Source organism: Sphingomonas crusticola (assembly GCF_003391115.1).
In the GTDB taxonomy this organism is placed as follows: Bacteria; Pseudomonadota; Alphaproteobacteria; order Sphingomonadales; family Sphingomonadaceae; genus Sphingomonas_I; species Sphingomonas_I crusticola.
In genome coordinates this window covers 1,161,524-1,174,335 of the sequence record NZ_QTJP01000001.1, presented here as the reverse complement: position 1 = coordinate 1,174,335, position 12,812 = coordinate 1,161,524, and the positions used below count along the sequence as shown (strand labels likewise).

At 63.7% G+C, this 12,812-nt stretch carries 6 protein-coding genes and 1 tRNA gene; all 7 read right to left on the bottom strand.

The annotated features are described in order from the left end of the window. Positions 1–11: 11 nt before the first annotated feature. Complete coding sequence (locus DX905_RS05575; protein ID WP_162875478.1) at positions 12–2,690, bottom strand: beta-N-acetylhexosaminidase family protein; 2,679 nt, start codon at positions 2,688–2,690, stop codon at positions 12–14. A 62-nt stretch (positions 2,691–2,752) separates the two neighbouring features. Then, complete coding sequence (locus tag DX905_RS05570) at positions 2,753–5,662, bottom strand: TonB-dependent receptor plug domain-containing protein (protein WP_162875477.1); 2,910 nt, start codon at positions 5,660–5,662, stop codon at positions 2,753–2,755. A gap of 427 nt (positions 5,663–6,089) precedes the next feature. Next, a complete protein-coding gene (locus DX905_RS05565; RefSeq protein WP_116090467.1) occupies positions 6,090–8,327 on the bottom strand; it encodes an alpha-amylase family protein in 2,238 nt (745 codons plus the stop codon). A 77-nt stretch (positions 8,328–8,404) separates the two neighbouring features. Next, positions 8,405–10,666, bottom strand: coding sequence for a carbohydrate-binding family 6 protein (locus DX905_RS05560; protein ID WP_116090466.1), 2,262 nt, complete (start codon positions 10,664–10,666; stop codon positions 8,405–8,407). Between the two features lie 142 nt (positions 10,667–10,808). Beyond that, the gene (locus DX905_RS05555) at positions 10,809–11,690 is read right to left on the bottom strand and encodes a 2-hydroxy-3-oxopropionate reductase (protein WP_116090465.1); all 882 of its coding nucleotides are present in this window, start codon (positions 11,688–11,690) and stop codon (positions 10,809–10,811) included. Continuing rightward, on the bottom strand, positions 11,687–12,472 hold the full coding sequence (gene otnI / locus DX905_RS05550; RefSeq protein WP_116090464.1) for a 2-oxo-tetronate isomerase: 786 nt from the start codon (positions 12,470–12,472) through the stop codon (positions 11,687–11,689). The genes DX905_RS05555 and otnI overlap by 4 nt, the downstream gene beginning before the upstream one ends. A gap of 235 nt (positions 12,473–12,707) precedes the next feature. Beyond that, positions 12,708–12,784: transfer RNA gene (locus DX905_RS05545), tRNA-Pro, on the bottom strand. Positions 12,785–12,812: the final 28 nt, after the last annotated feature.

Below are 12,812 nucleotides of genomic sequence, written 5' to 3'. Positions count from 1 at the left end.
CCCGCTATCTCTCACGCAGGCAGACGACCTCCTGTCCGCTTCCAAACCGCAAAATACGGCTGGTTCGATAGCTCCGCGTCGAATGCCGGATGAAAGACAGGGGCGGCTTCGCCACCGTGCAAGACGAAATAATATTGAAGCGGATAGGGTGACGCTGTGTATTCACGCGGGATGGCAGCGCGGAAGCGGCTGCCATCGCGGCTCATCGCCAAACTACGCCAGCGCTCGCCATGGTTGACGTGGCGATACCAGAGTTCGGCGCCGCGCACCGGGGCTTGCGTGTCCAGCTCGAGCGCCAACTCGGCGCCGGGAACGAACGCCGTTGCCGGGCTATGGCCGCAGCGCGCTTGCCAACGCGGTCGGCTCGATGTCACCGCCGCCACCGCGGCGCGGACGACCGGGTCTGGCAGCGGCTTGTCGCCCGGGCGGTTCCCGACCGCGACCGCCATCGCCGCCAGGTCCTGGTCGATCATCGGTAGCCGGTCGATCCAATGCCCGCGCGAGACGGCGGGTTCGCCATAGCCAATATCGGCGACATAGACAGTGCGCGCGCGCTCAGCCATCGCCGCCCAGGCGGCGCGGGCCGCGCGGTAGCGCTCCACCGCCTGGTAACCTGCGTCCGGATCTCCGGTGCGCAGGAATATCTCATAGAGCATTGCGGCGCGGAACCGGCCCGCGAAGAAGCGGCCCAGCCCCACTTGAATGCGGATGTCCTCCTCCCACCGGCGGAATTCCATCGTCGCCGGGCCGCGCCGTCGGGCGATCGCGTCGGCCAGTGCCTTCTCGGCCTCGCCAGACCAACTTTCCATCCATGCCGCGACCTCGGCCGGCGTATAACGCGGGTCGCGCACGCCGCCGATCAGTTCACCGACATAGTCCGCGATCGACGAGAAAAGCTGGGGATCGAGTGCGCTCACCGTCGCTGCGCACCAGGGGCGGGGCGTGTCACGGTAAACCGCCGGCTCGCTGCCCGGCACGATCGGCAGATTGGTGAAATTCTCGAACCAGCTCTGTCGATTGGACGCGGTGGAGAGGTGGGCGCTGGTCAACAGCAGCAGGATTCGGCTGACATGTGCCATCGCGACTTCCAACGCGGGCGCTGCAGGTCCGAACTGCGCTGCAAGATATCGCCGTGCACTTTCGGGTTCGGCATCGGGCGCGTAGAGCGCGCGGCCCCACAGCCGATAGGCGTAGGCAAACTTCGCCCAGTCGTTGGGCCCCGGATCGAGGGCGGCGTTCAAATAGGCGCATCGCCCGCCCGGATGGCCCGAGCCATTGCGGCCTTTGAACGTCAGCGGCTCGCAGATTTCGAGTCCGGCGGCACCGCAGAAGGCGGCGGTGCGGCCGTAAGCGGCAGCGTGGGCGGGATCGCCGTTCATCAGATGGCGTTGCGTGCCGGGCCAGCGCCTGAAGAGGATGTCGTACTTGCGGTCCTCACGAATGAGGTCGGCATAGCCGTAGCGGGTGAAGCGCCGATCACCGTTGCTCACGGCGAACGTGCCCGTCTCCATACGATCCGCGCGCGGAATCTCCATCTCGCGGATGTCGGCCTGATGATAGCCGAGCGATTGATGCTCTGCCGAATATTTGGGGCTGACCTTGACGGGCTTTCCGGTCTTGGCCGCCATATCGATCATGATGTCGTTGATGCCCTTGGCATGCATATCGATCTCAATCGGCCGCGGGCAGGCGGTAATGGCCTCGAACACCGTCCGCCAGAAATCGTAGCTTCCCTCCGGAACGCCGCTTTCGCCATGCACCCGCATGGAGAGGCCGGTGATGTCCGGGCATGCCTGCAGGAGCAGCGCCAGCGCGTCGCGACAGTAGCGGGCGTGGTTGCTGGGCGTGAGACCAGTAATGTGGTGACGCGCGCGCGGACTTTCAGTCCATTGGTAGGCATGCGTCCAGATGCCCAGCTGGAAGTCCAGCCCACGTCTGGCCGCCTCCGACGAGGCGAACTGAAGCATCTCCAGGTTGCGCTCGCGCTCCCCCGGTTCGATCGGCACGACCTGCACGTCGTAGCCGGGAACCGTCACCAGATAGGGGTAAGGGAAATGGAAGTAATCCTCCGTCACCCCCGACGGGAAATCATATTGGAAGCCGAATGCGAGCTGCAGCCGATTGAAGCGGCTCGCAGCGAGAAGGTCCAGGTAACCCGACCAATAGGCTTTGTCGTAATACCAGGGCTTGTCCTCGATATCGCTGCAGAAGGCGCGCAATATGCTGCGGACCCCGGCCGCCGGTTCCTCGGTGATCGGCGCTCGGGGAGTCAGCGCAGCCAGCGGGTCGGACCCTTCGGCCACGCGCTCGGCCAGTTCGATCAGCCCATAGCTCAGGCCGCGCGCGCCGCCCGATCTCACGACCGTCTGACGCCCTCGCGCGGCGATCGAGACGCTTTCCGGACCGAGGGCGGCTACATGCTGGACCGCGATCACGCGGGCGGCGCCGGCCGGACTTCCCCCGGTGGAGACAGAGAAGCCCTTGGATCCGAGGGCGGCGCTCAACCGCTCGAGCGCCCAGGCAACTGGCGGACTGGCAACGGCGGGATCGAGCGTGATGGCGACTTTGCCCAAGCGCCGGGCGGACGCTGCCCGCCCCGGCAGTGCCACGCCCGTCGCGCCGATCGCGGTCAAGAACTGGCGCCGGCCGAGCCCCGGCGTATTTTTATCGACCATTGCAGTGCCCTTCATGGTCTGTTCGTCGCTGGCGGGGCCGCGGTCGTGCGCAGCCCCGCCCGAGAGCGGATATCCGCTTACCAGCGATAGCGGGCGCCCAGGCCGTAGACCCGGCCGATATTGTCGTAGTAGCTCGACGAGTTGGGCAGCGCCTTGATGATGGCATTGTCGGCGATGAAGGGCGGATCCTTGTCCAGCAGGTTGTTGATCTTGCCGTAGATCTCGAAATGATCGTTGATCCGATATTGCGCCGAAATGTCGACGTAGGCCTGCGCCTTCCAATGGTAAGGCGAGATGTCGGCCGCCGTCGGGTAGGTCGCCGAATAGCGGCCCGCGCCGACCACCGTGACCAGCGAGCGCAACGTGAGCCGGCCGAGATCGTAGGTGATGGTGTTGGATGCGCGCCAGCGCGGCGTGGCATTGGTGCCGGTCAGGAAACCAGCATTTTCCTGCACCGCGGCGTTGACCACCGTCTTGACGTGTTGAACGTACGAGACGAGCGAGCCCAGTACCAGCGAACCCGGAACGCCCATATCGGCGAGAGGCACGGCATAGCGCGCTTCGAAGTCGATGCCGTTGACCTTCAGCACCTGCGCGTTGAAGGACAGCGCCTGAACAACCGTGATCTTGCCGGTGACCGGATCGCGGGTGATCGCGCCGCAGAAAACGTCCTGACTACGCAGGTAGCAATTGTTGACCACGTCCTGGATCGAGAAGGCCGTGATCGCATTGTCCATGTTGATCCGATAAACATCCGCCGAGAAGCGGAAGCCCGGGAAGAAGGCTGGCGACAGCACCACGCCGTAGGTCAGTGTCTTGGCCTTTTCCGGCTGTAGGTCGCGATTGCCGCCGGTGATCGTCAGCACCGTAACCGACTGATTTTGGTTCGGTCCGGGCTGGCGGTCGATGACGGACGCGCCGTTGTTGGTGACCGGCGTGCTGAATAGCTCGTTGACGCTCGGCGCACGGAAGTCGTGGCTGTAGGTAGCGCGGAAGCGGATCGAGTCGTTCACCTCGTAGTTGGCGCCGACCTTCCATACCGTGGCCGTGCCGCTGTTCTGATAATCGGCGACGCGGATTGCGGTATCGATCTCGAACTTCTTCATGAGCGCGAAGTTGGGAATTGTCAGCGGAATAACGGCCTCGGCATAGCCCTCGCGCACCCAGTTGCTGCCGTGGAACGGCGTGCCGCTCGCCTGGCGCCAGCCCGTGATCGCCGAGATAGGATCGGAGGTCTGGCGGATGCCGTCGCGGCGATATTCCGCGCCGGTGGCGAATGAGACGGGGCCTGCCCAAGTGTTGAACAGATCGCCGCGCAGGTTGCCGCCCGCATTATACTGATCGAGTATCGTGTGCGTCCACGACGTACCGAGATAATATGCCTTGCCGGCATCACTGATCGTGTTGGGGCCGAACAGGTTGATCGGGACGCAGCCGTTGGATGGATTGGCGATCGTGGACCGGCAAATCGGCGCACCCACCGCCACGCCGGGGACGCCACCGACCGCGGGGTTGGCGATCGCGTCGACGGCCGCAAGGAAGCGGCTTTGCACGCGATTGTTCTGTGCGGAAGAGTCGTAGGTCGCACGAGTATAGGCAAAGTGTGTATCCCACTTCCAGCCTTCGAGGAAGGACAGCTGGCCTTCCGCACCGGTCAGTAAGCGAAGATATTGCGACTTGGCGGTGTTGCGGGTGAACCCGTCCTCGATGTTGATACGGCCGAGTGTGAAGGTGGGCGTGGTGCCCAGCGCCGTCCGGATCTGGGCCGGCAGGAAGTAATTCTCGCGGCGGATGACGAGATCGCCGTTATTATAATTCGGGACGTTGGTCTGGATTTCCTTGTCATAGGAATAGAGAACCGACGCGTAGATCGAGCTGGTCTCGCCGATGTCATAGGACAGGCGGCTATAGCCGGTATAGCGATCGGCCTTCGGACGGATGACGCCGCCTCCGATTTCCCAACTGCGGACGCCGTCGCCGCCCTGACAATAGACGTTGCCGCCGCAATAGGCGCCGTAGTTGAACGGCGCGGTCACACCGTTGCCCAGGAACTGAGTACCGGCCACGCCATTCGCCCGGTTGCCGGCAAGAGGGCCGCTCGTGATCACGCCGCCGAATGTCATCTGCGCCATCGCGCCACCCGGGCCGATGATCTGGCCCGCCTGACCGGCGGCGATATTCGCGGCGGTGTTCTGATAGCGCGTGTAGCCCTCTCTGCCCCAGTCGCGATCGCGAATGCGGATGATATTCGGCTGGCGGAAATAACTACCGGCCACGACGAAATGCAGCCGGTCGTTGAGGAAATTGTGGCCCCAGGAGGCGCTGATGCTCTTCTGCCGGTCGTCGCCAGTTTGCCCGATCGTGCCCTGAACGTCGATCTTGCCACCGGTCATCGATGAGATCAGGCCGATGTTGACGACGCCGGTGATCGCGTCCGAACCGTAGGCCGAGGACGCGCCGCCGGTCACAACCTCGACGCGGTTGATGAGTGCGGCCGGCAGGATGTTGGCGTTCACGCCACCCGGGATCGGGCTGGTATCCACCAGTCGCAGTCCATCGAGCAGCACCAACGTGCGATTGGAACCGATACCGCGCAGGTCGAACAAGGATTGACCCGCGTTGGACGAATTGTTGCTGTTCTGGTTGGGCCGCATCGAGGGGATTTCGGCGATGATGTCGGTGACGGTCAGCGCCGCCTTGGCCTCCAGCTGCTTGACGGAGATAGCGGTGGTCGGCGTCGGTGTTTCGAAACCCCGGCGGCTGATGCGGCTGCCGGTAACGATGACGTCATTGGCATTGGTTTCCGCGACGGCGGCGTCCTGCCCGGTAGGCGAGGTGTCTGGCGCCTGCGTCTGCGGCGCCGGGTCGGCGGGGCTCTGTACCGGCGCAGGCGCCTGTGCCGCCGCGCCGCTCGGCGCCCAGCCTGCCGCCACCAACGGCAACAGGCTCACTCCGAGTAGGTGCAGCTTCCCCTTGCCTCTAACCATGACCCTCTCCCCATATTTTCTGGCTCGATTGCGAGCCGTTCTCGTTTGTCGAAGCTCTGCGATAGTCGAGGGCCATGGTGCGCTCGCTACTTTCGAGGACACCAAGACCACTGAAGGTATTCATTGAATTCGTATCTTTTCAGTAAGGGAGAGGCTCGGGCCTCGCCACCCAATGGCTGGCTCATTTTCACGATGCGGGACGGGTGGAGCACGAAGGGGAATTCGCAACCCGCGTGATACAAGTGGCGGGACGGCTGAGCCGCGCCGCAACATATCAACGACACTGTGGTTTCGCGGCAGCCTCGACTCGGCTATTCATAAAACTGCTTGGGCGCGCCGCACCAGGCAGAGGCATACGGCGCAATGCCGACCCGAAGCATAAGCGGGATCGAGCCGGCTTCCAAACCCGCTCGATAAGGCGCCTGGCTTAGGCGAAATCGATCGCGACGACCTCATGGACCTGGATAGAGGGCACCTCCACAACCAGTCTCGATCCCTCCCGCCGCGATTGTACGTCGATATTCGCTTCCAGTAGGCGGACGCGCTTCACCGCAGCGCTGGCCGGCAAGGCAAGGCTGACTGTGAACGGCCCCACGGGCAGAAGATCGCGCATGAAGCCTTTCATCGCCATCGGATTGGTAAGGTTCACCAAATGTGCCGTGGCCGAATTGCCCTGCCGCCAGAAACTGACGTCGACCATCGCCGCGTCGGTCCCGGTGACGACCATCGGCTGCTCCTCTCCCGCTGCCCAGGCGACCGCGTTGCGCAGCACGAACAGGTGATCCCGGCTCGAAAGCTCCCAGAAGGTGCGATCGAGGTCGGTTGGGAAATAGACGACGCGACCCTTGCCGAACGTACGTGCGTAAACCATCGGTTGCCCGCTATCTCGCACGCCGGTGAACACCTTCTCCATGGGAAGGTCGGGGTAGCTCGGCACGATCGTCAGCGCTGCCTTCGCCAGGTTTTTGTGCGGTGTGACATGCACCAGCTTTGTACCGGAAACGATGCGGGGGGTGTCGTCCAGTCCAAGGGTAAGGGGATGCGGCCCGTGAATCGCGATGTAGGAATTCTGCACCCGCTCATCGACTTTGCCGGCGAAATCGCAGCCGAACAGGTCGGCTAGGCCGAAATTGGCCCGCCGCTCGCCCCACTCGTTATAAAGCGAGGTCTCGTGCGTGGCGACGATCGCGCCGCCGCGCGACACGTAGCTGCGAAGTTGTGCGCATTGCGCGTCGGAAAGCGCCGCCGCGTTGGGAAGGACGATCACGCGATAGCGGTCGATATATTCCGGATCGAGCTGACGTTCGTCCACGATGTTGAACGGGACACGGGATTCAACCAGCGCCTGGTAGAAGCCGTTGCCTGCGTCGTCAGCGTTTCCATGGAGGGACTGAGCATCCATGGGCCCGGCCGCGCCGGTGTCGGCGCGCGAAGCCGGCACATAATAGGTCGCGGTCTGGGTCGATTGCAGCATGGCGACGCGCGCGAGATTGTCCGTATTGCGGAAATAATCCTCGTTCCTTGCCAGCCAGACATAGGTTTTCTCGACCGGCGCGACCCAGCGCTTGTCGAACACCTCCGCCTTGAACTTGGTCATCCACGGGCGGAAGCCATGCGCCAGCCCGTCATGGAGATAGGCGGTGATTTCCGCGGGCGATTGTACGGAATCCATGAATCGATACGGAGTCGAGGTCTCGCCGGCCGCAAAGATGCCGGTCACCGGCCGGTCCTGCATCAGGCAATACGCTTCCTTGGCGCTACGCCCGTTCAGCCACGCCGCATTCTGGCCGCTGCGCCCCTGCCGGTCCGCATAGATCGAGCGGATGGTCTGCCGCAGGCGCTTGGGATCGAGCCGGCCCCACGTGCCGGGGGTGAAAAAGGCGTCGGGATTGATCGCGCTGACGGTGTCGCCCCACAGCTTCAGCTGGGCGTAGCGCTTGTTATTGTCCCACTCGAAATAGGCACGCACCACCGGATTGCGCGGGTCGGCGAGCGAGGCGGGCAATTCCTGCCCGCTCGCACGCTTGAAATCACTATGGCACACGTTGCAGTGGCAGAGACCCGCACTGCCCGCCCAGCGATTGCCGAAGATGCCGTCCACCGGATAGCTGCTGACGATCTCTTTCAGGATCTGGGGCATCCACTCGAACGTCACCGGCCCGTTGGGACAGGTGAGATAGAGCGAAGGGTCGGTGGGGTGCCGCTTGGGGGTCCCGTCAGCATTGCGCGCGATCCAATCGGGCCGGGCGGCGAGGGCGTCGGCGTGAAGCGCGTGCGGATCGACACGACCCAGCACGCGGATGCCCATCGCCTTGCAGTCGTGGGCAAGCTCGCCGAACATGTCACCGTTGCCGAGGTACGGCGTACGATAGTGGAAGGGCACCTTTGTCGGGTAGAAGGCCGTCACCCCACCCGCGCTCAGGCAAACGCCCTGCGTCTTTGTGCGGCGCAGGAAATCGAGCCAGAATGCCTTGTCGTACCGGCCGGGATCGTCGTCGGTGGCGCAGATCTGGATCCAGCGCATCGGCTCCCACTCCCATCCCCGCCTCGACGGGGCCGCTTGGGCGAAAGCACCTGGCGCAGCGGCGGCAACAGAGGCGATCCCGAACGCTGCGGTCACCTTCATCAGCGTACGTCGATCGAGACCGGTATCCTGCGCGTTCATGCTGCTTGCCCCTCCTAACCTTCGAATGTTCTCGCACCGGCTTGGCCGACCAAGGCTCCAGGCGCCCGAGACTGGGTTCAGATGTTCAGTGTTTCCTTTGGCAGGTTAGTCCACCGCGTTTCCGGCGCGGCGGGATCGAACTGCAGGGTGCCGGGCTGCCAGCGCCTGGCGATGACGATGTCCTGCTCTGCCTCGGCCGTCAGCGCGGTCACGTCGACGAACCCGATTCGGTTGAGGAAGTTGGGAAGGTAGTTGCGGTCGCGCACCGAGGCATAGCGGCGCCAGGCGTCGCGGGCGTCTTCGAGATGGCGGACGGCGTCCGCCTGAAGGTTTTTGCGGCGGTTTTCGTCATAGAGCGCCAGCGCGCAAGCACCGCGGATCTTGTCGGCATAATAGCGGCCGAGATGCGCCATCGCCTCATAATCGTCGATCGTCTGGGCCAGCTCGCGGTTGGCGCCGGCACCCGACTGGCGCAGCTCGCCGACTAGCCTAAGCCCGGTATCCGACCATCCTTCCAGCGCACTGGCGCAATCGAGCGGCGAGATCCGCCCGAGCGGTATCTTCTTGCCCAGCTTGTAGCGCCATCGCCGGATCGACAGGATATTGCTGCCGGGCATCGATGCGCCGTTCATGAAATCGGCGACCGTGTAGAAGGCGGTGCTCTGCTTCTTTCGATCGAGATGGACGCAGGCCTCCGGCAGCCATTCGAGATCGATGTCCTTCCAGAAAAAGCGCGTCGTCTGCGGCACAATCTTGGAGGTGACGCTGGACGCGGCATAGAGCTTGGCCGCGTCGACCTGTGGAAAACGCGCGCGCAGCAACGCCTCGAAATAGGCGTTGGGCAGCGTCGGATCGTAAGCCAGCTGACCCCACATCTTGAACGAATACCATTGCTTCTGCATCACCAGCGGACGCTGCGCGCCCAGCTCCTGGTTGGCGGTCGCGCGATCCAAAAAGTCGCGTCCCCAGCAGAAGCCATCCGGCCCGATATAGAAGCCGACCAGCCGGTCGCTGGGCGGCATGTTCAAGACATAGTCCCGCGCGAAGTCGGGATCGCCCCAGCGGAAGGAATAAATGTCGTCGTTGCGAACGGTCAGCCACGTCTTCAGCTCGGGCGTGACGTAGGAGGCCGCCTCGGCGAGGAAGGGCGGGTTCACCGACGAGTACATGTGGGCGACGGAATATTTGTAGCTGAACGTGAAGCTGTGCGGCCAGCCCGGATACCGGCTCCAGTTTCGTTCGATCTCGCCGCCATCGGTCTCGTGGAAGCGATGGATCAGTTTGAATTCGCGGCCGGGCTGAGCGTGCAATGCGTCGCGAACGCCTTCGCCATAGGTCTGCCAGAGCCACTGCTCCTGGGTGATCTTGGGATTGTCGCCGGGCAAATTCTCCCCCGCCGTGATGCCGATGCCGGCAAGCAGCGGATAGGTCCGCACCATCTCGCGCACGCTGGCGCGAGTATAGGCGATGGTTTTCTGGTTCGTGATCTCGTCGGTGAGGCCGTATTTGCCTTCCGCACCATAAATGAAGATGTTCCAGGTGATGATGTAGATTTCGATGCCGCGGTCGGCGGCCATTTGCATCACGGTGCGCCAAAAGGCGATTTTCTGGTCGATCGAGAGCTTGCGCAGCACCTCGTGATTGGCGCGATAGCGCGGCGGGATCGCGTCCCTGCCACGTTCATTGAAGACGCTGGGACCGAGCGGCTCCCTGCTGCGCCAGACGTCGGCCAAGGCGACATCCGGATATTCCGGAACTTTCACCATCGAGGGGAAGGGGTGCAGGTTCCACAGCGACAGCACGTTGTACCGATCGCGCGCCATCTCGTCCAAATAGGTGGTCCAGAATTCGAGGGTCCAGACCTCCGGAATATTGGCCCGCGCGCTTGTGCTGCCGTCGGAATAGCTGGGCGTGCGCAGGTCGAGCGGGATGTTGAACTTGATACCGCGCTTGGCGACGTGCGGCTTGTGAAGGCGATCGTCGGCGAGCGTGGCCATACCTTCCGGCCCCATGCGCAGCGCATCGGCGACATCCAGCCCGCCATACATGGCACCGGTCGCGTCGCCTGCGACGATCGTCAGCTGCGCAGGCGATCCCCTGAAGCGATAGCTCTGCGCGCCGAGAGAGGCATCAATCGTGTAGCGTATCGTGGGCGCGGGGCTCGACGCTCCGGCCGCTGCTGCGGCAATCTCCCGATTGGCGAAGTCGATCGGCGGGGAAGGTTGCTGCCCGCGGGTGCGCGGCACTGCCTGGGTGACAGCGGCAAGCTGCGACACGGCCCCCGCGACGCCCGCCGAAACCAGCAACTGACGTCGGTTTAGTCCGCCCTCCGTTTCCATGCGTCGCTCTCCTGTTTCGCGCCTTATCGGCTTGCTTGCATGGACCACGGTCTACGAGCGGGTTGCAACTGGATCGGTTCGCTTTCCCACCTGATGGACATGCGGAACGGCCACGCACGCGGCCGGGAGGCTCGGGCGGAAATCAGCCGACTTCGTGATCCGCCAGCGCCTCCAGCGCGCGCACCATGGCGGAATGGTCCTGATCGCCTCCACCACGCGCGACGACCGCGCTGAACAATTGCTGTGCCGCTGCGGTGTTAGGCAGGGCGATCCCGAGCTCGCGTGCCCCGTTCAGCGCCAGATTAAGATCCTTCTGATGCAGCCGGATACGGAAACCGGGATCGAACGTGCGCTTGATCATGCGTTCGCCATGCACTTCGAGCACGCGCGAGGCGGCGAAACCTCCCATAAGGGCCGCACGTACTCTGGCTGGATCGGCCCCGGCTTTGGCGGCATAAACCAAGGCTTCGGCCACCGCCTCGATGTTCAGCGCAACGATGATCTGGTTGGCAACCTTCGTCGTCTGACCGGCACCGACTTCACCAACATGGGTGATGTTCTTGCCCAGCAGCTCAAACAGCGGCTTCACGCGCTGGAATACGGCCTCATCGGCGCCAACCATGATCGTCAGCGCGGCGTTCCTTGCGCCGACCTCGCCGCCCGATACCGGGGCATCGACATAGTCGCAGCCGCCCACATTGACCCGCTCGGCAAAGCGTTTGGTCGCGATCGGATCGATCGAGCTCATATCGATCACGGTCTTGCCGGCGGAAAGCCCGGCGCAGACGCCATTCCCGCCGAACAGGGCATTCTCCACGTCCGGCGTATCCGGCACCATCAGGATGACGAGGTCGGCCTGTTCCGCCACCTCGCGGAGCGATGTGCATTCGACCGCGCCGCCATCCAGCAATTCTGCCGGCAGTGGTGAGCGATGGCGAACGAGGAACAAGTCATGCCCAGCCCCCTGCAGATGGCCCGCCATCGGCCGCCCCATTATTCCTACGCCGACGAAACCGATCTTCATTGGCTCTGACCCTTCAGGTAAGGTTTGGTCCAGCCGAGACCGTCCTGGGTCTGCGCGGCAGGCTTGTATTCGCAGCCGACATAGCCGTCGTAGCCGAGCCGATCGATGTGCTCGAGCAGCCAGGAATAGTTGATTTCGCCGGTGCCGGGTTCACCCCGGCCGGGATTGTCCGCCAGCTGGATATGGCCGATCGAGGGCAGGAGCCGCTCGATCGTGCGCGCCAGATCGCCCTCCATGATCTGCATGTGGTAGATATCGTATTGCAGCTTCACGTTGGGGGCGCCCGCCTCGCGAATGATGTCGAGCACCGGCGCGGTCGTATCGTAGAAATAGCCCGGCACGTCGACGCGGGTGTTGATCGGTTCCAGCAGAATATCGATCTTGTCGCCCACGACGAGATTGGCGGCGTAGCGGATATTGTCGATCAGTGTCCGCCGCGACTCCTCCCCAGCCGGCGCCTTGCCGGCCATGAGGTGAAGGCGCGGGCAGGCGAGTATGCGCGCATAGTCCAGCGCCTTTTGAGCGCCGGCGCGGAATTCATCCACGCGATCGGGCAGCGCACCGATGCCGCGCTCGCCGCCCGCCCAATCCCCCGCGGGGATGTTGAACAGCACCATAGCCAGGCCGTGCCGACGGAGGTGGTCGGCCACCTCAGCTGCGGGCACCTCGTAGGGGAACATCATCTCCACGGCGGTAAAGCCCGCGTCCGCGGCAAGCGCGAATCGTTCTAGAAACGGCGCTTCGGTAAACATCATCGATAGGTTTGCGGCGAGCTTTACCATGGAGCCTCGATCAGGTGAGCGGTGAGCGGCACGGGCAGCCGGGGTGTAGGTCTGAGGCCAGATCATCCGCCCCGCCCGGCACCCTATTATCCGGTGGTGCTACAAAGAGTGTGGGAACAGGCAAGCCTGAAGCGAGCGCGTTCCCATATCCCGGAAACGGCGCGGGCCCGTGGGCCGGTGGAGCAAGATACCATGACGGGATGTCAGCAGCGAAGGCGCTAGCCTTTGGCAGAAATGGTCGGGGAGACAGGATTCGAACCTGCGGCCCCCTGGTCCCAAACCAGGTGCGCTACCAGACTGCGCCACTCCCCGACGCTCAGGAGCCCGATCGGATCAGGCG

What these genes read in the sequence shown, in the direction of transcription:
- DX905_RS05575 (WP_162875478.1), bottom strand. Translation starts at nt 2,690, where the DNA reads ATGAAGGGCACTGCAATGGTCGATAAAAATACGCCGGGGCTCGGCCGG.
- DX905_RS05570 (WP_162875477.1), bottom strand. Translation starts at nt 5,662, where the DNA reads ATGGTTAGAGGCAAGGGGAAGCTGCACCTACTCGGAGTGAGCCTGTTG.
- DX905_RS05565 (WP_116090467.1), bottom strand. Translation starts at nt 8,327, where the DNA reads ATGAACGCGCAGGATACCGGTCTCGATCGACGTACGCTGATGAAGGTG.
- DX905_RS05560 (WP_116090466.1), bottom strand. Translation starts at nt 10,666, where the DNA reads ATGGAAACGGAGGGCGGACTAAACCGACGTCAGTTGCTGGTTTCGGCG.
- DX905_RS05555 (WP_116090465.1), bottom strand. Translation starts at nt 11,690, where the DNA reads ATGAAGATCGGTTTCGTCGGCGTAGGAATAATGGGGCGGCCGATGGCG.
- otnI (WP_116090464.1), bottom strand. Translation starts at nt 12,472, where the DNA reads ATGGTAAAGCTCGCCGCAAACCTATCGATGATGTTTACCGAAGCGCCG.